This is a genomic window from Cupriavidus sp. UGS-1 (genome assembly GCF_021213615.1).
In the GTDB taxonomy this organism is placed as follows: Bacteria; Pseudomonadota; Gammaproteobacteria; order Burkholderiales; family Burkholderiaceae; genus Cupriavidus.
In genome coordinates, this window is record NZ_JAJQJF010000009.1 from 37,339 (window position 1) to 57,694 (window position 20,356).

The window sequence follows — 20,356 nt, forward strand, 5'->3', positions numbered from 1 at the left end:
CGCCCGCCCCTTACTGGTTGACCGGCGAGGCCGGGTCCAGCAGCAGCGCCATGACGTCGCGGATCTGCTGCTCGGTCAGGATGCCCTTATGGCCGAAGCGCGGCATGTTGGAGCACGCGGCGAAGGCGTTCGAGTCCCAGATCTTGCCCCAGGTGTACTTGAGCACCGCCTCGGAATTGCCGCGCAGCTTGCCGTACTGATACAGCGACGGGCCGATGTTGCCGAACGAGATCTCGGCCTTGGTCATCTGGTGGCAGGCATAGCAGTTGCCGCCGTTGACGCCGCCAGGCGGGTCGGAGAACTGCATGCCGCGGCCGAGCTGCGCCACCTTCTCGCCTTCCTTCCAGTCGCCGAGCCAGCGGTTGTCGGCCGGATAGCGGATCTTCTGCTGCTCGGCGGCCTCGATCTTCCTGGCCACCGCGGCCGGCACCTTGCTGCGGTCCGGATAGTCGCTGCACAGCTGCTGCATCTCGTCGCGCTCCAGCACGCCCTGCAGCGTGGCCGGACCTTTCGAGCTGAACGAGTTGGCAATCAGGCGTTTCATGTCGCCGTCGGAAACCGGCGGAATATTGGCCGCTGCCTTCGACGCGGCCTTGCCCTTCGAGGCGGCGCCGTCCTGCGCCATTGCCGGCGCCGCCAACATCGCGAGCGCGCCGCCGAACACCACGGCGGCAACGGCGGCGCCCCACCGCGATTGTTTTTTCTGGATCATGTTCGTGCTCTCCCCTGGTTCAGCGCTTCAGGCCGGGGCCGTCATAGGTGCCGCCGTTGGCATTGCGCGCCAGGAACATCGTGAGCGCGGTGATCACATCGGAGCCGTAGGCGGGCTCGGGGAAGCGCTGCTGGCGCAGGCAGTCGTAGAGCCGGTGCTGCATCGTGCGGACCTCGCCCTGGGACACGCGGTAGGCCGGCCAGGTGGTGTAGGCCGCCTGGGCGCCCTTGTCGGTCAGCAGGTTGGGCAGGTCCTGCAGGCGGATGCGCTGGCCGTCGACCGCATGGCAGGTCGCGCAGGCGAAGTCGTAGGCGCCGCCGCGGTAATAGAACATCTTCTGGCCGAGCGCGTAGACCTGCTTTTCTTCGGGATGGTCGAGCTTGACGTTCATCTTGACGCCGCGCGACTCGCCGGTGACGAAGGCCACCAGCCGCTCGATGTCGGAACGCTTGCCCGAGGACGAGAACGGCGTCGCCTTGGCCTGCTGCTCGGTCAGCCCCTGCAGCGTCGTGCGGCACCACACCAGCCGCTGCTCCAGGTCCATCACCTTGCCGGCGTCGCCGAAGTAGCGCGGCAGCTCGGCGTAGGCGCCCTTGGTCACGCCGGGGCCCTTGCCGAGGTCGCAGCGCTCGAGCGATACGTTCTTCGGCCCGGCCGGCTTCTTCCACAGCTCCTCGCCGGCGGCTTCCCACAGCTCGGCGGGATTGCCCTCGGCCAGCATCTGGCGGTACTTGGCGATTTCGTCGGTGGTATTGCTTTCGCCCTGCGCCTGCACGGCCATCGCGCCGGTCAGCGCGACGGCGCCGGCGGCGGCCAGCGCGGGCCAGCCAAGGCGGCATCGGTTCGGTCTCATGGGGTTTCTCCTCTCGGTCTCGCCGACCAGGCGGGCCGCTGTTGTTCTATGCGCGAATTGTTCTCTGCCCGGCTCGGGCCGCACGTTGCGCCCCACATCACGCTACGGCTTGATATACGCGTAGCCTTCGTCCTGCTGCAGCCTAGCGATCTCGACCACGCCGGCCTGCACGATCTTCGTTTCGAGCAGCAGCTTGTTCTCGGGAATCTGGCGCGCGGTCAGCGTGTTGCGGCAGACGCGGAACTCGACGCCCATGCCGGCCAGCGCGCCGACCGCGGCATCGAAGGTGTTGCCGCGCGCATCGCGGGCGCCCTCGACCAGGAAATCCACGCCATAGCCCAGCGCGACCACGACGATCTTGGTATTGGGCGCGCCTGCCAGATGGTTGCGCAGATTGCCGATCGCGCGCACCGCCTGGTCGTTGCCTTCCGACAGCTGGTACACCACGCGGTGGCGTCCGCCCCCGCTCCGGGGAGCGGCCGCGGTCTGGGCCGCGGCCCGGCTTCCGAGTCCGACCGCCGCCAGCGCGGCGGCGGCCTTTGCAAAGAATGCTCGACGCATGATCTTCCTTCCGCCGTGTCCGCCGCGCCTCGTGCGCGGCCGCCGACCCGGCTACCGAAGGGGCACCTTACCAGAGCGGCCCGCAACGTGCCGGCCGCCCGGGCATCAGGAAATGGTCGCCTCGTCGGTTCGCTTGTCGCCGCGATTGTCGACCCAGGTCACCGTGACCTTGTCGCCCTTGGCGCCGCCCTTGAACTTGAAGTTCAGGAACGGGTCCTTGGACACCGCCGGGCCGAAGTTCGCATGGAAGACCTCCTTGCCCTTGCACTGGGCGCTGACGGTCTGGATGTGCCAGGCCGGGATGGTCTTGCCGGATGCGTCCTTGCGCTGGCCGGTCTCCATATCGTGTTTCATCAGAATCTTGACGTCGACCACGCCGCCGTTCTCGGTGGCGCGTACGCGCATCGGGTCTGCCATGTCGTTCTCCTGTTGCGATGGGCAGTCTGGGAAAGCGGAATCCGCGCTCGGCTTGTCAGCCGCCGCAGCCGCCCAGCGTCACCTTGATCTCCTTGGAGGCGACATACCACTTGCCGCCGGCCTTGACGGCCGCATGCACCACGGAGGTCTGGCCCATCTTCACGCGCGTGGAGACGAACGGCTCGGTGCCGGCCGGGATCACGAAGTCCGCGGCCAGCGTATTGGGATTCTTCTCGACCAGGATCGCGATCTGCTCGGTGTCGGGCAGATTGCTGGTGACCGCCACCGGCACCACCGCGCCGTTTTCGGCGATATCGGGCGCGTTGAATGCGATCGCGCCGCTCTTCTCGGGCGAACCGCCGCCCAGCGCCTTGATCACGTCGTTGACGCTCTTGCCCTCGAAGGCCGCCTTGTTCCATTCGGCCGCCTGCGCCTCGCCGATCAGGCCCGCGGCCGCCATCAGCGACACGACGGCGCTGACCCGCAGCATCTCTCGTCTTGTGATGTTCATGGTGTCGTGCACTCCTGCTTCTACCCGCCCCGCGGTATTCGTTTGGCCGCCAGGCCGGCCGGCCTGGCGCGGGCGGTGCATCGCCGCCCGTTTACTGCTTGTGCTGCTGTAGCTGCTGCTATTGCTGCCGTTCTTCTTCGGGCCGGCTACCGCGGCGCGACTGCGATCGCCGCCGGCACGCCGGCCCCTCACCAGGCAATTACTTGGCCGGTGCGCCCGCCAGGACCCACTCCAGCACGGTCTTCACGTCGGCTTCGCTGATATTCGGGTTGGCCGGCATCGGCACCGGGCCCCAGACGCCCGAACCGCCCTTCTTGACCTTGTCGGTCAGCTTCGCCATGGCGCCCTTGTCGCCCTTGTACTTGGCGGCGACTTCCTTGTAGGACGGCCCGACCAGCTTCTTGTCCACCTGGTGGCAGCCCATGCAGGCGTTCTTGGTGGCGATCTCCTGGGCCTTGGCCGCGTCGACGGCGGCGTGGGCGGAGGCCGCACCGGCCAGCATCATGGCTGCGATCACGAACTGCTTCATTGTTCTCCTCTCCAAACTGGAATGAGCCGTGGGGACGGCACGGCCGTGTGGCAGTGGATCTGCCCGGCACGGCGGCGTATTGGTCCGGCCCGGCCCCCTTCGATGGAGGCGCCAGGCGGCCCAATACGCTATTTTGCCTCAAGTATCCACTTCACCATGGCTTGAATATCCGATTCTGGAACCTGCGGTTGCGGTGGCATCGGCACCGGTCCCCACACGCCTTGCCCGCCGCCGCGGATTTTCTGCGCGAGCGCACCGTGGGCATCCTTGCCGCGATAGCGCTGGGCGATCTCGTGGAACGACGGTCCGACCAGCTTGCGGTCCGGCGCGTGGCAGGCCAGGCATTGGTACTGGCCGGTCAGCCTGGCGCCGAGGGGTTGAGCAGCCGCCGTGGTGACCTCGGCCCTGGCCTGCTGCGCGGCTGGCGGCTTCGCCTGGTCCTCCGGCGAACCGGTGGCGATGCCGCGCACCGGCCCGAAGCCGCGCTGCTGCTCCGCCAGGTCGCCGTGCGCGCCGCGCGCGTATTCCGGGATCAGCGAGCTGACTTCGACCTTGCCGGCGCAGTTGGACATGCACGCGGTATTGCGCGTGTCCGGCTTGCCGCGGCCCGGCCACAGGCCGTGCTCGGTGGTCATGCCGTTGCGGTTCGGCAGCTTGCGCTGGACCTCGCCGATATTGGCGTCCGACAGCGTGAAATCGGCCGGCACGATATCGCCCAGGTTCAGGATGTAGGCGGTCACCGCGTAGACCTCGTCGACGGTCAGGCTCCTGGGCTTGTCCCAGGGCATCGCGCGGTGGATGTAGTCCCACAGCGTGCTGACCGTGCTCAGCTTCATCAGCGAGGTGCGGTAGGGCTGTGAGCCGGTCATTGCCGCGACCCGTCCGCTGGCGATATCGGCCGCGGTGGTGCCGCCGGCGATCGGCGTAAAGACCGCGTTGGACTCGCCGAAGTCGCCGTGGCAGGAGGCGCAGCGCGCGTCCCAGACGGCCTGGCCCTGGGCGACGGTGCCGCGGCCGGGCGGCAGGCCCTGGAAGTCGGGGCGGACGTCGATGTCCCAGGCCTTCAGTTCGGCTGCGGTGGCGGTGCGGCCGAGCTGGGCGCGGGCCGCCCTGGTGTCCTTGCTGTCCTTGCTGTCGGCGCGCGCCGCGCCTTTCGGCTCGGCCTGCGCGGCTTGCGGCAGGACCGCCGCCCCCGCGATGCCGAGCAGCAGGCAGGCCAGCATGGCGCCACGGCGCCAGCCCGCGCGGGCGCCGGCGCGGGCCGGTTTGCCGCTATCGCACCTGGACATTGGACACCTCGCCGCTGGCCGCGACCAGCCAGCTCTGGATCGCGTTGTTGTGATAGATCGAACGCGTGCCGCGTACCGCGCGCAGCTGCGCGATGGTCGGCTGCACGTAGCCGGTCTCGTCGATCGCGCGGCTCTGCAGGATCGCCGGCGAGCCGTCCCAGACCCAGTCCAGATTGAAGCGCGTCAGGCATTTGGACAGCACCGGCGTTTCCAGCCGCGCGGTGCGCCAGTTGCGCCCGCCGTCGAGCGATACGTCGACGCGCCGGATCTTGCCGCGGCCCGACCAGGCCAGCCCGCTGACGTTGTAGAAGCCCTTGCCGGTCAGGCGCTGACCGCCCGACGGCGTGGTGATCACCGACTTGCACTCCTGGATCGACGTGTACTGCCGCAGCATGCCGTCCGGCATCATGTCGACGTAGTGCAGCGTCTCGTCCTTGGCGTTCCAGGGGCGGTCGCCCAGCTCGAGCCGGCGCAGCCATTTGACCCACGACACGCCCTGCACGCCCGGCACCACCAGCCGCAACGGGTAGCCGTTCTCGGGCCGCAGCATCTCGCCGTTCATGCCCCAGGCGACGATGATCTCGTCGGCCAGCTCCATCGGGATCGTGCGCGTCATCGCCGATCCATCGCCGCCCTCGGCCAGCAGATAGCGGCCGCGCCGCTGGTCGGCGCCGGCGTCTTCGAGCAGCACGCGCAGCGGCACGCCGGTGAACTCGCAGCAGGACAGCATGCCGTGCGTGTATTGCACCGTCGGCACCGCGACATTGCCCCACTCCATGCCGGTATTGGCGCCGCATTCGATGAAATGCATCCGCGACACCGACGGCAGCCGCATCAGCTCGTCCATCGTATAGACGCGCGGGGCCTTGACCAGGCCGTTGATCATCAGCCGATGGCGAGTCGGGTCGATGTCGTGCCAGCCCTGGTGATGCCGCTCGAAATGCAGGCCGTTGGGCGTGATGATGCCGAACAGGCCCTGCAGCGGCGCGAAGCTGACCGAGGCCGCCGAGACGCGCGTCAAACCCGGCGATTCGCGCCGCATCAGCGCCGTTTCGTGGCTCGAGGGCTGGCCGTAGGGCCGTGCGGCGACCGGTTGTCCGAGCGAGGTGGCCCAGGGTTGGGGTTTCAGGATCGCGGGATCGCCTTCGGCAGCGCTGCTGGCTGCGCCGTTGCTTGCGCTATCCGCGGCCGCGGCGCGCGCCGGCCTGCCCAGGCCCACCGCTGCCGCCGTGGCGCCGGCCGCAGCGAGAAAGCTGCCGCGCAGCAAATCGCGCCGGCGGCTGTCGAAGCCGTGGCGCCCGATCTCTTGCCGCAGGTCAGTGCTGACGAAGTGTTCCGGCGCGGGCACGATGCGGCCCGGGCGACTACGGTCCGGCACGTTCGGTCTCCTCCGGCTGCTCGCCGCGCTCCGGTGCGGGCGCGGTCGGCATGCCTTGTTCGTATTGGGTCGCGCGCCGGTGGGGACCGATGCGCGCTTCGTCGTGATCTCGGTGTCCTGCCCTCGGCTCGCCTGCGCTCAGCGCATCGCGCCGGCCGCGGCCGGCTTGCGCCGCACCGCCGCACGCCGCTTCGGCTCGGCGGGCATGAAGCGGTCCACCATCGCGACCTGCTGGGCGTCGTCCTCGATCCGCGCGGCAACCTGCACGCACACCGTGCGGCACAGCTCCACCACGCTCTGGTCGGCGATCGCGTAATACACCAGGTTCGCTTCCTTGCGCCGCGCCAGCACGCCGGAGCGGAACATCGCGTTCAGATGCCGCGACACATTGGCCTGCGACGAACCGACCGTCTCGACCACGGCGCCGACCGGCTTCTCGCCGTCGCACAGCGCGTGCAGGATCTTCAGCCGCGTCGGCTCGGCGAGCAGCGCGAAGTAGTGCGACACCTGTTCGAAGACGCGATCCAGTTCGTTCATGCGATTCACTATATGCGTATATGCGTGAGCACGCATATATCGTTTACCCCCGCCCGGAGCGACGGCGGCGCGCAGGCCATGCTGGCCGTGCCGGGCCATGGGGCCGCCGCCCGGCAAGGCCGTGAGAATCGAGGCCACGCTCGCAGCCTTGCTAAAGTCCGCGGCATTCGACGATCGAGCCGTGGTACTCGGCGCCCATACATTGCGTTCCTCCACCACGACGAAGGAGCAGCGAAACATGGCCCGGATCTATCCGACTCCCTGTTCCCCCGAGGCGCTATTGCAAGCGGCCGAAGGCACGGCAGCCGCCGCACATGGCGGCGCGGCCGGCGCGATGGGCGCTACGGCGCCGTACTTCGAAGCAACGGGCGCCGTGCAGATCGGCCCCTATTCGGGCCGTCTGCGCTATCTGACGCCCCCGCTTGCAAAGCGGCCGACGCGCGCCATTGCAGAGCTCGATGAAGCGGTGCAAAAACAGCGCAGCGTCTGCAGGAAACTGTTCGACAAGGTGTTTCGAGGCATCGGCCTGGACGGACAGGTATTGCTGACTGAGACACAGTTCCACACGTTCCGGTACGTGGACAGCCTCTATGGACTGGCAGTGGATTCGATCGGGCAAGGGAAGCGAACCGAGGCAGGCGAGGACATTGCGTGCATGGCGGCTTCCATGGAGGCGATCCGGGACGCGTCGGCGGCATTGGCGCGAATTCGGACGGCCGGCCGAAAGGGCGATCACTCCGCGCTCGAGCGTATTGCCGTCTCGATCTCCGTGCCGATCGTCGCCGAAGCGGCGTGGCGCGACGCCGTCAACATTCGGCGGCTCGTCGCGTTGTGCAGCACCAGCCGGCACATTCTTTCTCTCGCGGAAACCGGCGATCCGATGCACCAGGGAAGCGCGGTGGCCGGCCTGTGCCGGATGCTGGACGACGATGCGACCATCCAGCGTATTGCCGACACACTGGCCAACGAAATCCGCGGCATGTCGTTCAGCGATGCCCGCAGGCGGGTGCTGCCCTTCCTCATTCAGGGCGCGCACTCCTCGTTTGCCATCAATCGCGCGGGCCAGGACCGCGTGCCGCAACTGTGGATCGCGCTGCGCGACACCGTGGCGACGAGCGAGGACGCGGCCATCCTGGCGAACGATCACGTCGCCTGCGGCCTGGGGGCATATCACCGCGCGATGAACTTCGTGCTGTCGGACAAACCGGCCAGCGATCGGATACGACTGTCCCTGCTGGACCTGCTTCATATGGATCCGCTCGGCAACGGCTGGCGCATCAGCCCGGAAAACGGCCGCAAGGTGACGGCGTTTCTGACGGGCACTGCCGTGGAAAAGCAGGCGCAACCTGGCACGGCCTTGTCGCGCAGTGCGCTGCAGCTGGTCTGGGGCCACTCGGTCATCGCGACCGCCATCGACAAGTCGGCGCGGGACGCCATCGCGGCGGACGGCGACATCAAACCGTTGCAGCCGCTGCTGCGCACGCATCCGAACAAGAACTACGTCGCGCAGTATTGCCGCATTTCGCCCGTCATCGACACATGGAGCCGCGTATGCACCAGCCGCTATGGCGCACGCGAGGAGATTCATGCCGGCGCAAGCGGCAAGCCGCGGCGCGACGCCGCAGCGGTCACGTCATTTGCGGTGGCTTGACGCCGGCATTGCCGAGTCCTCGCCTGGCGCGGCGCTGCCCGGGCGCTCCCGGGGGCTTATCCGGCTTATCCGAGCGCGTCCGCCCAGATCGCGTTGGCCCAGGCGAACGCGTAGGTGCCTTCCAGCGTATTGGGCGCCGTCGACACGCCGCCGGAGTCCGGCACCGTCACCATCGTCTTCTTCTGCGGATCGTAGCGATGCACGCTGGCAACGTGGATCACCTCGCGATCGGACGTAAAGCTGTAGCAGGTGTTGTTGTACAGCGGCTCGGGATTGGGCTGCCGGCCCGACAGCAGCGCGACGATCGCGGCCGCCGCGATCTTGCCGTGCTGGTTGGCCATGTGGCCGGACTTGGGCATCAGCGGCGCGATCTGGATCGCGTCGCCCAGCACGTGGATGTTCGGCACGGCCTTCGATTCGAAGGTCAGGAAGTCGACCTCGCACCAGCGGCCGTTGGCCGTCGCCAGTCCGGTATTGACGGCGATCGCGCCCGCGCGCTGGGCCGGTACCACATTGGCGACGTCGACCCGCTCGTCGTCCTGGACCTCGAACTTCAGCGTGCGCGTGGCGGGGTCGATATCGACGGTCTTGTACTGCGGCCGGTATTCGACGATGCCCTTGTACTTGCTGGCCCAGACCTGCTTGAACAGCGCGGCCTTCGACGTCACGTCGGGGTTCGCGTCGAGGATCAGCACCTTGCTGCGCGGCTTGGCCTGGCTGAAATAGTGCGCCACCTGGCAAGCGCGTTCGTAGGGTCCCGGCGGGCAACGGTAAGGCGCCAGCGGCACCGTCAGCGCATAGGTGCCGCCGTCGCGCATCGCTTCGAGCTGGCGGCGCAGCGCCACCGTCTGCGGACCGGCCTTCCATGCGTGCAGGATCTGGTCGCCCCCGGGCCGCTTCAGTCCGGGCACGTCGTCGGGCATGAAGTCGACGCCCGGCGACAGCACCAGCCGGTCATACGGCAGCGTACCGCCGCTGGCCAGGCGTACCTGGCGCTTCGACGGGTCGATCGCGGCGACGGTGTCGCGCACGACCTTGACGCCGTGGCGCCGGCTCAGCGCGTCGTAGGAAATCGTCAGGTCCTCAATCCGCTTGCTGCCGCCCAGTACCAGGTTCGACAGCGGGCAGGAGATGAACGTCGGATTCGGCTCGACCAGCGTCACGTCGATCGTGTTGTCGCTCCATTCGCGCAGATAGCGCGCGGCGGTCGCGCCGCCGTAGCCGCCGCCGACCACCACCACCTTGCCGCCGCTGGCGCGCGGCGTGCCGGCGCTGGCGCAGCCGCCGAGCAGCGTGCCGAGGGTCGCCGGACCGACGGCCGCGGCGGCCGCGGCCGCACCGAGAAATTTGCGTCGTTGCATGTCAGCCTCCCCTTGCTCGTTCGTGGGACCGCATTACTTGACCGCGGCGAACCACTTCGCCATCGCCGCGATCTGCTCGTCGGTATAGCCCCTGGCGATCTGGTGCATCACCGTGGCCTCCCGCTTGCCGGTCTTGAACGCCTGCATCTGTTCGATGAAATAGGACTGCGGCCGGCCGGCCAGTCCCGGCACCGGGCTTCCGGCGGGCGCACGCCCGGACGGCCCGTGGCAGGCGGCGCAGGCGGCGGCCCAGTTGCGCGCCTGTTCGGTCGTGGCCTCGGCGGCGCCGGCCGGCGCCATCGCGAGCATTGCCAGGGCGGCCAGGCAAGCCGCGGCAGTTCGCAGGGGATCGTTGTTCTTCATGGTCTCGCTCCTCGGATCGGCACTTCGGCGCATCGATCGGCCGCGCGACGCGGACCGGACGAGCGACCGGCCGGGGCGCGTGAGTGACGCGCAAGGCAGGGCAACCCTATCACATCGGCCCGCGCGGGCGTACTGCGGTTTTCGCAGATGGTCGGACGGCGAACGCCATTGGGTCGCCGCAACACCAGCGTAGGTCAGCCGGAGGCGGGGCGGGAGGGAGTCGGACGGTGGAGGGAGCGGGCCAGGCGCGCCGGGCCGGTTTGACGGATCGCCGGCGCGCCTGTGCGGTCAGGCAGGGTCAGGACAGAATCGGGACAGAATCAGGGCAGATTGCGGCCCGGAGGCAGGCCGACCGGGCCAGGGACGGGCGAAGTCGTCGGCGCGGTAACCGGCGACGACAGATCGGCGCCGACGGGGGCGGGGGCCGAGTTGGCCGGCGCCGCGGTGCCCGGCGTGGTCTGCACCGGTGCCGGGGTGCCGCCGACCGGTTCGCCCGGCGCCGCGTTCTGCGACGAGGCGGCCGCGTCGAGGCGGGCGCGCTCGGTTTCGTCGATGTAGTCGAATACCTTGACCACCTTGCTGACGCCGCCGACATTGCGCGCCGTCTCGGTGGCGCGATCGCCCTCGGGGCGGGTCACCAGGCCCATCAGATAGACCACGCCGCGTTCGGTGGTGACCTTGGTGGAATTCGACGGCACGCCCTCGGCGGTCATCAGCATCGTCTTGACCTTGCTGGTCACGAAGGCGTCCTGGCTTTGCGCCGCGAACGACGGCGACGACACCACTTCCAGCTCGTTGATGACCTCGCGGGCATTCGGCAGGCCCCGCACGTACTGCTCGATCTGCTGGCGCAGATTGGTGTCCTTGACCTCGCCGGTCAGCAGCACCTTCTTGTTGAACACCGTGACATTGACGCGCGCCGCGCCGCTGTAGCGCGTCGCCAGCGTGTTTTCGATCTCGAGCTGCAGGCCGCGGTCGACCGCCTGGATCGACGTGGGCCGGCGGTCGGTGGCGCTCATCACGCCGGCGCCCATGGCACCGGCGATCACCGGAAAGCAGCCGCTCAACTGCGTGGCGGCCGTCAGCATCAGCGTGGCGGTGGCGGCGGCGCGGGCGACGGCGGCCAGCCGGCTGGCGCCGCGGACGGGCTGGGCACGGCCCGGCGTCGATTCAGCGAGCGCGTCGCGCGAAAAAAGCGAAGTCTTCATGCGTTCCTTGCTGTAGCGGTAATGCGAAAGAGGATCGGCAGCCGGCACGGCGGCCTGCGCCGCGCCCGGGCATGCCCGGTCGGCCGTGCGCCGCAACGCGCATTATGACGGACAGCCTGCCGGCGGCGGCCACCGTGCGATGCAAACGTCCGGCGACGAAGCGCTGCCCGGTCATTCCGACTCGCCCGCGCCGAACGCGTCGCGCAGCCATTCGAGCCGGCGCGGTCCGATCGCGACCACATCGAGCCGGCAGCGCGGCGCGTGGTCCAGCGTCGCCAGATAGTGATTGGCGGCCTGCAGGATGCGCTGGCGCTTGGTCACCGTGATGCTGGCCAGCGCGCCGCCAAACGCGTCGCTGCTGCGCGAACGGACCTCGACGAAGACCAGCGTGCCGTCGGGCGCGCGCATCACCAGGTCCAGCTCGCCGCCTTTGCAGCGATAATTGCGCACCACCAGCGCCAGACCCTGGCCCTGCAGATAGGCCAGCGCCCGCGCTTCGGCGCGTTCGCCGCGCGCTTTCGACGTGTCCTTCGTCCCTGGCTCGGAACCTGCCGCCGAACCTGCCGCCGAGCGTCGTGCCGGGTCGCGTGCCGTGGATTTGAATGTGCGCATCAACGGAAGTTCTCAAGCATGACTGACTGGATCTCGCTGGCAACCGGCCAGTCCTATCCCACCGGCACGTTGTACGTCGTCGCCACGCCGATCGGCAATCTCGCCGACCTGACGCTGCGGGCGCTGCACGTGCTCGGCCTGGCCGACGCGATCGCCTGCGAGGACACCCGCAATACCGGCCAGCTGCTGTCGCGCCTGGGCTTGCAGCGCCCCTTGCTGGCGGTGCACGAGCACAACGAGCGCGAGGCCGGCGCGCGCGTGGCCGAGCGGCTCGCGGCCGGCGAGCGCATCGCCTATGTCTCCGATGCCGGCACGCCCGGCATTTCGGACCCGGGCGCACGGCTGGTGGAGGCGGTGCGCGCGGCCGGCCATCGCGTGGTGCCGCTGCCCGGACCGAGTGCCGCGGTGACCGCGCTGTCGGTCGCCGGCGACATGCTCGACACCGGCGCGGGCCGCTTCACCTTTGCCGGCTTCCTGCCCAGCAAGGCCAAGGCGCGCACCGGGGCCATCGCCGCGCTGGCGACGCTGGAACATGCCTGGGTCATCTACGAAGCGCCGCACCGCATTGCCGACACGCTGGCCGCGCTCGCGCAGCAACTGCCGCCAACGCGCAGGCTGTTGATCGGCCGCGAACTGACCAAGCTGTTCGAGCAGGCCGAGACGATGACGGTCGCCGACGCGCCGGCCTGGCTGGCCGCCGATCCGGGCCGGGGCAAGGGCGAATTCGTGCTGGTGATCGAGGGGGCCGGCGCGCCGGCCAAAGGGGAGGCGGCGCTGGACGCGAACGCACAGCGGGTACTGGGGCTGCTGCTGGAGGAATTGCCGGCGAAGCGCGCCGCCAAGCTGGCCGCCGCGATTACGGGGGCCGATACCGCGGCGCTCTATCAGTTGGCGCTGGCGAGCCGCGAGCAGGAATAAGGCCGGAGAGATGCGAGGCGGAGCCATGCGCGCCGGCATCGTGGTCCGCGCCGCTCAGGCGCTCCGGTAAAGGTGCCGGGTGGAACCGGCGAAGAGACCAACGTGGTGACCGAGGCAAACACCGATACCGCGGGTCGCCGGGTCGGCGGCGACGACGCAGCCGGAGCCGCGCCGGTGCGCGAGGAAGGAGGCGAGGAAAGGGGTACCGGCCTCAGCGAGCATTCGCCTTGCTGGCCGTCTTGCGGGTCTTCAGCACCACGCGCTTCGGCTTGACGGTCCTGGCCACGGTGTCGTCGTCGACGCCGTCGCCACCGCCGTCGGTGGCGCCATCGTCCATGCCGGGCTCGCGCAACGGTCCGAGCGCGGCCAGTTCGGTGCGCGACAGCCGGCGGATTTCGACCTGGGTGTGCCCGCGGTCGACAAAGCCGAGCCGCTTGGCCGCGCGATACGACACGTCGAGCACGCGGTTGCCGTGATAGGGGCCGCGGTCATTGATGCGCAGCACCGCCACCTTGTCGTTGCGCAGGTTGCGGACCAGCACCCAGCTGTCCAGCGGCAGCGACGGGTGCGCGGCCGTCATCGCGCCCATGTCGAAGCGCTCGCCGTTGGCGGTCTTGCGGCCATGGAATTGCTTGCCGTACCACGAGGCCGTGCCGCGCTGCTCGAAGGTGCCGATATCCGCGCGCAGGCCTTCCAGCGACGAGCCGCGCGGCGTACCGCGCGACGCGGACTCGCTGTCGCTGCTGTCGTCATCGCCCCAGCTGAACAGGCGCCACGAGCCGGTCGGGGCCGGCGTTTCGGTATTCGGGGCGCTTGACGTCTCGTTGCCGGCGGCGGCGCGATTGTCCTGGTTCGGGACTCGGGACTTGCGTGCCTGCGCCTGTTTCGCGGCGGGCGAGGCAGCCGTCGGCGCCGCATTCTGGTCGGCGGCGGCGCCATCGGGATCGTTATTCGGCGACACCGCACAGGCGGCCAGCGTCAACGCGCAGACGGCGTGAAAGCCGTAGCGGAGCGCGCGGCGTGCATGGGTCAGGGGGTGGGTCGGCCAAAGCATCGCGCGAGTCTAACATCGGTCGTCCGCGCGATTTACAGTGATTTTGTTACGAATTGTCTGGCTACGGCGTGCAATTGCTCGCAATCCACGAACTGACAACGGATTGCGGCGATTCTCGGGACTATCCCTGCCGTTGACAGCGATACAACGAAAAAGGATGACTCGTCACATATCTTGTGCCGGACGGTGTCTACCAAAGGCCGACGCTACAATGCGACGACACAGGCCGGCACATCGGCCGGAACGTCGAATCGAACCCACTCGCCGCGGCTGCCGCGCGCTCGTCCAAACCCCTTCACGATGAAAGTCCTGCTGATCCCCGTCACGCCGTTCCAACAGAATTGCTCCCTGCTGATCGACGAGCGCACCGGGCGCGCCGCGGTCTGCGATCCCGGCGGCGATCTGGACCGGATCCACGCCGCGCTGAAGGAACAGGACGTGACGCTGGAGAAGATCTTCCTGACGCACGGCCATCTGGACCACTGCGCCGGCGCCGCCGCGCTGTCGCGCGAGTTCGGCGTGCCGATCGAGGGACCGCATCGCGACGAGCAGTTCTGGATCGACCAGCTGCCCGAGCAGACCCAGCGCTTCGGCTTCGGCCACGCCGAGGCGTTCGAGCCCGATCGCTGGCTGGATCAGGGCGATACGGTGCAGTTCGGCGAAGAAACGCTCGAGGTCTACCATTGCCCCGGCCATACGCCCGGCCATGTCGTGTTCTTCTCCCGGCCGCACCGCGTGGCGATCGTCGGCGACGTGTTGTTCGCCGGATCGATCGGCCGCACCGATTTCCCGCGCGGCAACCACGCCGACCTGATCCGCTCGATCCGTACCAACCTGTGGCCGCTGGGTGACGACGTGACCTTCGTGCCCGGCCACGGACCGGTCTCGACCTTCGGCGACGAGCGGCGCGACAACCCCTTCGTCGCCGATCATCTGATCAACGTGGGTTAACAGCGCATCCGACCATGGCCAGGCAACAGGCTCCCGACACCCGCCCCGAAATCTACGTCAGCACCGACGTCGAGGCCGACGGTCCGATCCCGGGTCCGCATTCGATGCTGTCGTTCGCCTCGGTGGCGATGCTGGCCGACAAGACCGTGCTCGGCACTTTCTCGGCCAATCTGGAAACGCTGCCGGGCGCGGTCGGCCATCCGGTGCAGATGAAATGGTGGGAGACCGAGCCCGAGGCATGGGCCGCGTGCCGGCGCGACCTGCAGCCGCCCGAGCAGGCGCTGGTGCGCTACGTCGAATGGGTCGAGAGCCTGCCCGGAAAGCCGGTGTTCGTGGCCTTTCCCGCCGGCTTCGATTTCACCTGGATGTTCTGGTACATGATGCGCTTCGCCGGCCGTTCGCCGTTCGGCTGGGCCGCGCTCGACATCAAGACACTGGGTTTCTCGCTGACGGGCCTGCGCTACCGCCGCACCGTCAAGGCCGCGCTGCCGGACGCGTGGAAGGACCCACTGCCGCATACGCATGTCGCGCTGGACGATGCGCTCGAGCAGGGCGCAATGTTCTGCAACATGCTGGCCGCCTTGCGCGAGCGCGAAGCGGCCCTCGCCGCGATCGCCCCGCAGCCCCCCGCCGAACCCGCCGAACCCGGCGACACCTCCGCGCCGCCCGACGACCTCGCACAGCAGGGTTGACCCTTAGGTCGCGTCCGCGCCACGCCGCGGCGCCCGCCATGCCGCCATCGCCTATAGTAAAAGCGTGCATGGCCGTTCCGACGCCGCGCCGTGCGCAACTGCGGCGGCCTCGCCATGCATGGCGGTCCGCCGCTTTGGTCAAGACCGCCTGACGCGCGTTCCTGTCGAGGAGGTGTCGATCATGCGTTTCCATCCCGATCTTCACTGGCGGCATCTGGCCGAACGGCTGCACCGGCCACCGCACGCGCGCAGTGTCGCCCACTCCCACCCCGCCGACGATGAAGCGGACATCGCCAAGGCCACGGTCTACGTCAGCACCGTGGCGCTGGTCCTGCTGCTGATCGTCCTGGCGGCCATCGCTTTCGGTCAGGAGGCCATGCACTGGCTGGGTGTCCAATAACGACCCGCCTGAAGCTACCGCGCCTCCAGCACCGGGCCGGCCTCCACGCGGAGGCCGGTTTCTATTTGGGGCTCAGGAAAGCAGCGCGGCGACGCTCTCGGGCGGCCGGCCGATCGCCGCGCGCTGGCCGCGCACCACGATGGGCCGCTGCAGCAGGATCGGATGATCGGCGACGGCCTGCAGCACCTCGGTATCGCTAAGCCCCGGATCGGCCAGGTCGAGCTCGGCGTAGATCGCCTCGTTGTCGCGCACCATCTGCCGCACCGGCACGTCGAGCAGCGCCTGCAGTTGCTTGAGCGTGGCCAGCGTCGGCGGCGTCTTCAGATACTCGACCACCTCGACCGGTTCGCCCAGGCGTTCGGCGGCCTGGTGCACCAGCGCCAGCGTGTCGCGCGACTTGGAACAGCGCGGATTGTGGTAAATCTTGATCATCGGTCCGTCACCTCGAAACACAAACGTTGTCATCTTCGAACACGACGGACTATACAAGCAGCGCCGGCGAACCGGTACGCCGCGCGTTCCCTTCCGTACCACTGCAGACGCCATGACCACGAACCAGGCCACCCTTGCCGCGCCGACCGTGCGCGATGCCGCTGACGACGATCTCCCGGCGATCCATGCGATCTACACCCACCACGTGCTGCACGGCCGAGCCTCGTTCGAGGAAGTCCCGCCGACGCTCGATGAAATGCGCGAACGCCGCGCCGCCGTGCTGTCCAAGGGGCTGCCCTATCTGGTGGCCGAGCTGCAGATCGACGGCCGCCCGGTGATCGCGGGCTACGCCTACGCGTCGAGCTATCGCACGCGCAGCGCCTACCGCCACACCATCGAGGACTCGATCTACCTGGACGAGCGCCACCGCGGCCGCGGCATCGGCGCGGTCCTGCTCGCCGCATTGCTGGCCCGCTGCGAGAACGGTCCCTGGCGCCAGATGGTCGCCGTGATCGCCTGCCCGGCCGGCGGCGAAGGCAACGGCTCGATCGCGCTGCACGAACGCATGGGCTTCCGCATGGCCGGCCGCCTGGAGGCGGTCGGGTTCAAGCATGGACAGTGGATCGATACGGCGCTGATGCAGAGGGCGTTGGGGCCGGGTGCGACGGCGTTGCCGGATGGCCAAGTTTCCGGCCGTTAGCCCGGCCCGCGGTTCCTGGTCGGCATTGCCGCCGCCATGGTCGGCATGTTTCTTGTCGTCCTGACGCAAGGCATCAGAATTCGTCGATTCACGACAGCAAGGGGGAGTATCGCTCGATACGCTGCGGCGACCGACCGGTCCGGCCCCAAGCAGCCTCCTTCCCTGGCGTCGTCATGAATCCACCGTACCACTCAGACAATTTCATTGCGCTTGTTCGCGAGCTTTGCTCCTTGCCGGTCGAAACAGAATGGCTTGAATTCAAGCGCAACCGTGCGGATGCGGAACAGATCGGCGAGTACTTGTCCGCGTTGTCCAACTCTGCTGCGCTCGCGAACAAACCGCACGCCTATCTCATTTGGGGCGTTGACAACGAGACTCACTGCATCGTCGGTACCGACTTTGCCCCTCGGGAAGCAAAGGTAGGAAACGAAGAGCTCGAGAGCTGGTTGCTTCGGTTACTCAATCCCAAAATCTCGTTTCGATTTCTGGAGACCGAAATCGACGGAAAGCGAGTCGTCCTCCTTGAAATCGGTCGCGCGTATCGCCATCCCGTTCAGTTTCGGCATAACGAGTACATCAGGATCGGTTCGATAAAGAAGAAGCTCAGGGACTTCCCGGAGAAAGAGCGCGCGCTCTGACGCATCTTCGACGATACCCACTTCGAAGTCATGGTCGCGCATGCCGGTGCGACCGACGAAGACGTCCTTACCCTGCTCGACTATCCGATTTATTTCGAACTGACCGGTACACCGCTACCGGATGGTCGAGCTTCGATTCTGGAGCGCTTGAGAGCGGAGGATCTGATCCGACGCAACAATGGTCGATGGGATATCACTCACTTGGGTGGTGTCCTGTTTGCCAGACGAATCGATGACTTTCACAGTCTGCGACGCAAGGCCGTACGAGTCGTCGCGTATCGGGACAATGACCGTATCGCCACGTTGCGCGAGCAGATTGGCGAGAAAGGCTATGCGGCCGGTTTCCAGGCGCTGATCGGCTATATCGGCGCCCTGCTGCCCGGCAAGGAAGTCATCGGTAGCGCGCTGCGAAAAGATGTGCCGATGTATCCAGCACTGGCCATCCGGGAACTGCTTGTCAATGCATTGATTCACCAGGACTTCGCGGTCGGCGGTGCTGGCCCGATGGTGGAGATCTTTCGCGATCGAATTGAGATCACCAATCCCGGTACGCCGCTAGTCGATGTCCAACGCTTTCTGGATACCCCCCCGCGCTCGAGAAACGAGAGGCTCGCGTCCATGATGCGCCGCTTCGGCATTTGCGAGGAACGGGGCAGTGGCGTGGATAAGGTCGTCCATCAATCGGAGGTGTACCAGTTGCCGGCGCCGGAGTTTGCGATCGTGTCCGACCACACACGGGCTACGCTCTTTGCCCATCGGAACCTGTCGAAAATGGATCGGAACGATCGGATACGGGCGTGCTATCTGCATGCCTGCCTTCGATATGTACAGAGAGATTCGATGACAAACGCGTCGCTGCGCGAGCGCTTCGCTATCGAAACACACAACAGCGCAGTGGCGTCGCGGCTCATCAAGGAAGCCGTCGAAGCGGGAATGATCCGCGCCCACGACGAGTCTGCAGGGCGCAAGTACATGAAATATGTGCCTTTCTGGGCGTAACGCTAATTTGATCGCTGCTTGACCCCAGGGCATCCCGGCCGCGCCGCTGCGTTATGTTTCCTATAAAAATCAATGACATAGGTCTGCCATCGTCATTTGATGGTCATTTGACGCAAGACTTCACCGGCCTACCAGGCGCCCGCGGTGGACGATTGCCGGCGGCCGCGGGATGCCACAGAAAAACACCCCAATGTTGGAGCGCGGCCAACATTGGGGTGCAGTCGCCAATTCATACGCTCGGTAGCGCGCTACATCGCTACTCGGCGGATGAACTCGATCAGCTCATCAAATCCGACAACGCCAGCGCCACCACCTTGGTGGCCCGGTTCAGGTCGTTCAGCCGCAGGTTTTCGTCGGAGTTGTGGCCGCGGGCTTCCATCAGCGTGCGGGGGCCGGCGCCGTACAGCACGGTCGGGATGCCGCGGCTGGTGTAGTGGCGGGCGTCGGTGTACAGCGGCACGCCGTGCACCGGGATGTCGACGCCGAACACTTCCTCGGCGCGGCTCTTCAGGGCGCCGATCAGCTTCTCCACGCCCGGCAGTTCGGACAGCGGCTCGGCCAGGATGATGCGCTCGACCTTGACCTCGATGCCCGGGCGGTCCTTGGCGGCCTTCTCGACCACCGCGCGGATCTCGCCTTCCGCGTCGAAGCCGATCTCTTCCGGGATCATCCGGCGGTCGATACGGAACGTCACCAGGTCGGGCACCACGTTGGTGTTGATGCCGCCCTTGATCAGGCCGACGTTCAGCGTCGCGGTGTCGATGCCCGGCACCTTGGACTTGCGCGTCGCCAGTTCGGCGCGCAGGCCGTAGACGGCCTGCAGGATGTGCGTCGCGGCCTCGATCGCATCGACGCCGGTATGCGGCATCGCGGCATGGCCCTGCTTGCCCTTGACGGTGACCTCGACGTGCAGGCAGCCGTTATGGGCCGACGTGATGCCGTACGAGAAGCCGGCCGAGATCGCGTAGTCCGGCTTGGTCAGGCCCTGGTCCAGCAGGAACTTCGGGCCGATGTCGCCGCCGGTTTCCTCGTCGTAGGTGAATTGCAGCTCGACGGTGCCGTTCAGCTTGGCGCCCTGCTTCTCCGCTTCCATCAGCGCCAGCACCGCATAGGTGTAGGTGGCGAAGTCCGACTTCGACACCGCCACGCCGCGGCCGTACATCACCGGGCCGTGTTCGCTGTCGGCGATCTCGCCGCCGTACGGGTCCTTCGTCCAGCCCAGCCCCGGCGGCACCACGTCGCCGTGCGCGTTCATCGCGATGGTCGGGCCGCCATTGCCGAAGGTCTTGCGCACGATCAGGTTGGTGGCGCTGATCATGCCGGCGGCCTTGACCAGTTCGTCGGGCACCTTGTGCGCCTCGACCTGGAAGCCCAGGCCTTCGAGCAGCTGCCGCGCGCGCGCCCCGTGGGCGTCGCAATCTCCCGGCGGGTTGTCCGAGGGCACCTTGACCAGCTCGGCAAGGAAGGCCTCCTGCGCGGGACGATGCGCGTCGATGAAGTTGGTCAGCGTGGTTTGCGTGGGATTCATGTTGTCTCGTGCGGTCATGGCTCTTCGCTTGTCGTTTGTGGGCGCGCTCGGCGCGGGAATGT

The 20,356-nt window shown here is 67.7% G+C and carries 24 protein-coding genes; 8 read left to right on the top strand and 16 right to left on the bottom strand.

Going from position 1 to position 20,356, the window contains the following annotated elements; all coding sequences use genetic code 11:
• Window positions 1-10: 10 nt before the first annotated feature.
• The 9 genes from soxX to LRR16_RS13490 form a co-directional block, all read right to left on the bottom strand.
• Window positions 11-712 carry a sulfur oxidation c-type cytochrome SoxX gene (gene soxX, locus LRR16_RS13450; protein WP_232206227.1) on the bottom strand — a complete coding sequence of 234 codons (702 nt, stop codon included), beginning with the start codon at window positions 710-712 and terminating at the stop codon, window positions 11-13.
• Between the two features lie 19 nt (window positions 713-731).
• Complete coding sequence (soxA, locus tag LRR16_RS13455) at window positions 732-1,565, bottom strand: sulfur oxidation c-type cytochrome SoxA (RefSeq protein WP_232206228.1); 834 nt, start codon at window positions 1,563-1,565, stop codon at window positions 732-734.
• A 102-nt stretch (window positions 1,566-1,667) separates the two neighbouring features.
• Window positions 1,668-2,126 (bottom strand): DsrE family protein, encoded by a 459-nt coding sequence (locus LRR16_RS13460; RefSeq protein ID WP_053822785.1) that lies wholly within the window; start codon window positions 2,124-2,126, stop codon window positions 1,668-1,670.
• Between the two features lie 105 nt (window positions 2,127-2,231).
• Window positions 2,232-2,543 (bottom strand): thiosulfate oxidation carrier complex protein SoxZ, encoded by a 312-nt coding sequence (soxZ, locus tag LRR16_RS13465; protein WP_006577471.1) that lies wholly within the window; start codon window positions 2,541-2,543, stop codon window positions 2,232-2,234.
• 55 nt (window positions 2,544-2,598) lie between these two features.
• Window positions 2,599-3,054, bottom strand: a complete 456-nt coding sequence (gene soxY / locus LRR16_RS13470) for a thiosulfate oxidation carrier protein SoxY (protein WP_006577472.1) — start codon at window positions 3,052-3,054, stop codon at window positions 2,599-2,601.
• A gap of 199 nt (window positions 3,055-3,253) precedes the next feature.
• The gene (locus LRR16_RS13475; RefSeq protein ID WP_006577473.1) at window positions 3,254-3,583 is read right to left on the bottom strand and encodes a c-type cytochrome; all 330 of its coding nucleotides are present in this window, start codon (window positions 3,581-3,583) and stop codon (window positions 3,254-3,256) included.
• A gap of 128 nt (window positions 3,584-3,711) precedes the next feature.
• Entirely contained in the window at window positions 3,712-4,806 is a 1,095-nt protein-coding gene (locus tag LRR16_RS13480; RefSeq protein WP_370646811.1) for a c-type cytochrome, read from the bottom strand.
• A gap of 49 nt (window positions 4,807-4,855) precedes the next feature.
• Window positions 4,856-6,250 carry a sulfite dehydrogenase gene (gene soxC / locus LRR16_RS13485; protein WP_232206230.1) on the bottom strand — a complete coding sequence of 465 codons (1,395 nt, stop codon included), beginning with the start codon at window positions 6,248-6,250 and terminating at the stop codon, window positions 4,856-4,858.
• 138 nt (window positions 6,251-6,388) lie between these two features.
• The gene (locus LRR16_RS13490) at window positions 6,389-6,787 is read right to left on the bottom strand and encodes a helix-turn-helix transcriptional regulator (RefSeq protein ID WP_232206231.1); all 399 of its coding nucleotides are present in this window, start codon (window positions 6,785-6,787) and stop codon (window positions 6,389-6,391) included.
• Window positions 6,788-7,025: 238 nt separating this feature from the next.
• Between LRR16_RS13490 and LRR16_RS13495 the strand changes: the two genes are divergently transcribed.
• Window positions 7,026-8,438 (top strand): hypothetical protein, encoded by a 1,413-nt coding sequence (locus LRR16_RS13495; protein ID WP_232206232.1) that lies wholly within the window; start codon window positions 7,026-7,028, stop codon window positions 8,436-8,438.
• A 65-nt stretch (window positions 8,439-8,503) separates the two neighbouring features.
• Here LRR16_RS13495 and LRR16_RS13500 read toward each other — a convergent pair whose 3' ends face one another.
• The 4 genes from LRR16_RS13500 to LRR16_RS13515 form a co-directional block, all read right to left on the bottom strand.
• Window positions 8,504-9,799: an NAD(P)/FAD-dependent oxidoreductase gene (locus LRR16_RS13500; RefSeq protein ID WP_064574664.1), complete on the bottom strand. Its 1,296-nt coding sequence runs from the start codon at window positions 9,797-9,799 to the stop codon at window positions 8,504-8,506.
• 33 nt (window positions 9,800-9,832) lie between these two features.
• Window positions 9,833-10,162, bottom strand: coding sequence for a c-type cytochrome (locus LRR16_RS13505; protein WP_064574666.1), 330 nt, complete (start codon window positions 10,160-10,162; stop codon window positions 9,833-9,835).
• A 320-nt stretch (window positions 10,163-10,482) separates the two neighbouring features.
• Window positions 10,483-11,370, bottom strand: coding sequence for a BON domain-containing protein (locus LRR16_RS13510; RefSeq protein ID WP_370646806.1), 888 nt, complete (start codon window positions 11,368-11,370; stop codon window positions 10,483-10,485).
• A gap of 171 nt (window positions 11,371-11,541) precedes the next feature.
• On the bottom strand, window positions 11,542-11,982 hold the full coding sequence (locus tag LRR16_RS13515) for a YraN family protein (RefSeq protein WP_232206233.1): 441 nt from the start codon (window positions 11,980-11,982) through the stop codon (window positions 11,542-11,544).
• A gap of 18 nt (window positions 11,983-12,000) precedes the next feature.
• Here LRR16_RS13515 and rsmI point away from each other — a divergent pair, with 18 nt between their 5' ends.
• Window positions 12,001-12,900, top strand: coding sequence for a 16S rRNA (cytidine(1402)-2'-O)-methyltransferase (gene rsmI, locus LRR16_RS13520; RefSeq protein ID WP_232206234.1), 900 nt, complete (start codon window positions 12,001-12,003; stop codon window positions 12,898-12,900).
• A gap of 211 nt (window positions 12,901-13,111) precedes the next feature.
• Here rsmI and LRR16_RS13525 read toward each other — a convergent pair whose 3' ends face one another.
• The gene (locus tag LRR16_RS13525; RefSeq protein WP_232206235.1) at window positions 13,112-13,954 is read right to left on the bottom strand and encodes a septal ring lytic transglycosylase RlpA family protein; all 843 of its coding nucleotides are present in this window, start codon (window positions 13,952-13,954) and stop codon (window positions 13,112-13,114) included.
• 300 nt (window positions 13,955-14,254) lie between these two features.
• Between LRR16_RS13525 and LRR16_RS13530 the strand changes: the two genes are divergently transcribed.
• The 3 genes from LRR16_RS13530 to LRR16_RS13540 all read left to right on the top strand — a co-directional run bounded on the left by LRR16_RS13530 (window position 14,255) and on the right by LRR16_RS13540 (window position 15,997).
• A complete protein-coding gene (locus LRR16_RS13530) occupies window positions 14,255-14,905 on the top strand; it encodes an MBL fold metallo-hydrolase (RefSeq protein ID WP_232206236.1) in 651 nt (216 codons plus the stop codon).
• Window positions 14,906-14,919: 14 nt separating this feature from the next.
• On the top strand, window positions 14,920-15,597 hold the full coding sequence (locus LRR16_RS13535) for an exonuclease (RefSeq protein ID WP_232206237.1): 678 nt from the start codon (window positions 14,920-14,922) through the stop codon (window positions 15,595-15,597).
• A 181-nt stretch (window positions 15,598-15,778) separates the two neighbouring features.
• On the top strand, window positions 15,779-15,997 hold the full coding sequence (locus tag LRR16_RS13540; protein ID WP_043437993.1) for a hypothetical protein: 219 nt from the start codon (window positions 15,779-15,781) through the stop codon (window positions 15,995-15,997).
• Between the two features lie 72 nt (window positions 15,998-16,069).
• On the opposite strand, the gene arsC is transcribed toward LRR16_RS13540, so the two are convergent.
• Window positions 16,070-16,429: an arsenate reductase (glutaredoxin) gene (arsC, locus tag LRR16_RS13545; protein ID WP_232206238.1), complete on the bottom strand. Its 360-nt coding sequence runs from the start codon at window positions 16,427-16,429 to the stop codon at window positions 16,070-16,072.
• A gap of 112 nt (window positions 16,430-16,541) precedes the next feature.
• Between arsC and LRR16_RS13550 the strand changes: the two genes are divergently transcribed.
• From LRR16_RS13550 to LRR16_RS13560, 3 genes are all read left to right on the top strand, one after another.
• Window positions 16,542-17,129: a GNAT family N-acetyltransferase gene (locus tag LRR16_RS13550; protein WP_006578828.1), complete on the top strand. Its 588-nt coding sequence runs from the start codon at window positions 16,542-16,544 to the stop codon at window positions 17,127-17,129.
• Window positions 17,130-17,302: 173 nt separating this feature from the next.
• Entirely contained in the window at window positions 17,303-17,767 is a 465-nt protein-coding gene (locus LRR16_RS13555) for a helix-turn-helix domain-containing protein (RefSeq protein ID WP_232206239.1), read from the top strand.
• A gap of 30 nt (window positions 17,768-17,797) precedes the next feature.
• Window positions 17,798-18,766 carry an ATP-binding protein gene (locus LRR16_RS13560; protein ID WP_232206240.1) on the top strand — a complete coding sequence of 323 codons (969 nt, stop codon included), beginning with the start codon at window positions 17,798-17,800 and terminating at the stop codon, window positions 18,764-18,766.
• A gap of 277 nt (window positions 18,767-19,043) precedes the next feature.
• Here LRR16_RS13560 and LRR16_RS13565 read toward each other — a convergent pair whose 3' ends face one another.
• Complete coding sequence (locus LRR16_RS13565; protein WP_174782274.1) at window positions 19,044-20,312, bottom strand: M20/M25/M40 family metallo-hydrolase; 1,269 nt, start codon at window positions 20,310-20,312, stop codon at window positions 19,044-19,046.
• Window positions 20,313-20,356 lie beyond the last annotated feature (44 nt).

Excerpts from the sequence above, each read along its gene's own strand:
- LRR16_RS13550 (WP_006578828.1), top strand. The coding sequence starts at position 16,542 with ATGACCACGAACCAGGCCACCCTTGCCGCGCCGACCGTGCGCGATGCC.
- LRR16_RS13460 (WP_053822785.1), bottom strand. The coding sequence starts at position 2,126 with ATGCGTCGAGCATTCTTTGCAAAGGCCGCCGCCGCGCTGGCGGCGGTC.
- soxA (WP_232206228.1), bottom strand. The coding sequence starts at position 1,565 with ATGAGACCGAACCGATGCCGCCTTGGCTGGCCCGCGCTGGCCGCCGCC.
- soxY (WP_006577472.1), bottom strand. The coding sequence starts at position 3,054 with ATGAACATCACAAGACGAGAGATGCTGCGGGTCAGCGCCGTCGTGTCG.
- LRR16_RS13510 (WP_370646806.1), bottom strand. The coding sequence starts at position 11,370 with ATGAAGACTTCGCTTTTTTCGCGCGACGCGCTCGCTGAATCGACGCCG.
- LRR16_RS13495 (WP_232206232.1), top strand. The coding sequence starts at position 7,026 with ATGGCCCGGATCTATCCGACTCCCTGTTCCCCCGAGGCGCTATTGCAA.
- LRR16_RS13475 (WP_006577473.1), bottom strand. The coding sequence starts at position 3,583 with ATGAAGCAGTTCGTGATCGCAGCCATGATGCTGGCCGGTGCGGCCTCC.
- LRR16_RS13530 (WP_232206236.1), top strand. The coding sequence starts at position 14,255 with ATGAAAGTCCTGCTGATCCCCGTCACGCCGTTCCAACAGAATTGCTCC.
- LRR16_RS13490 (WP_232206231.1), bottom strand. The coding sequence starts at position 6,787 with ATGAACGAACTGGATCGCGTCTTCGAACAGGTGTCGCACTACTTCGCG.
- LRR16_RS13505 (WP_064574666.1), bottom strand. The coding sequence starts at position 10,162 with ATGAAGAACAACGATCCCCTGCGAACTGCCGCGGCTTGCCTGGCCGCC.
- rsmI (WP_232206234.1), top strand. The coding sequence starts at position 12,001 with ATGACTGACTGGATCTCGCTGGCAACCGGCCAGTCCTATCCCACCGGC.
- LRR16_RS13540 (WP_043437993.1), top strand. The coding sequence starts at position 15,779 with ATGCGTTTCCATCCCGATCTTCACTGGCGGCATCTGGCCGAACGGCTG.
- LRR16_RS13565 (WP_174782274.1), bottom strand. The coding sequence starts at position 20,312 with ATGACCGCACGAGACAACATGAATCCCACGCAAACCACGCTGACCAAC.
- LRR16_RS13525 (WP_232206235.1), bottom strand. The coding sequence starts at position 13,954 with ATGCTTTGGCCGACCCACCCCCTGACCCATGCACGCCGCGCGCTCCGC.
- LRR16_RS13480 (WP_370646811.1), bottom strand. The coding sequence starts at position 4,806 with ATGCTGGCCTGCCTGCTGCTCGGCATCGCGGGGGCGGCGGTCCTGCCG.
- soxZ (WP_006577471.1), bottom strand. The coding sequence starts at position 2,543 with ATGGCAGACCCGATGCGCGTACGCGCCACCGAGAACGGCGGCGTGGTC.
- LRR16_RS13555 (WP_232206239.1), top strand. The coding sequence starts at position 17,303 with ATGAATCCACCGTACCACTCAGACAATTTCATTGCGCTTGTTCGCGAG.
- LRR16_RS13560 (WP_232206240.1), top strand. The coding sequence starts at position 17,798 with ATGGTCGCGCATGCCGGTGCGACCGACGAAGACGTCCTTACCCTGCTC.
- LRR16_RS13515 (WP_232206233.1), bottom strand. The coding sequence starts at position 11,982 with ATGCGCACATTCAAATCCACGGCACGCGACCCGGCACGACGCTCGGCG.
- LRR16_RS13500 (WP_064574664.1), bottom strand. The coding sequence starts at position 9,799 with ATGCAACGACGCAAATTTCTCGGTGCGGCCGCGGCCGCCGCGGCCGTC.
- soxX (WP_232206227.1), bottom strand. The coding sequence starts at position 712 with ATGATCCAGAAAAAACAATCGCGGTGGGGCGCCGCCGTTGCCGCCGTG.
- arsC (WP_232206238.1), bottom strand. The coding sequence starts at position 16,429 with ATGATCAAGATTTACCACAATCCGCGCTGTTCCAAGTCGCGCGACACG.
- LRR16_RS13535 (WP_232206237.1), top strand. The coding sequence starts at position 14,920 with ATGGCCAGGCAACAGGCTCCCGACACCCGCCCCGAAATCTACGTCAGC.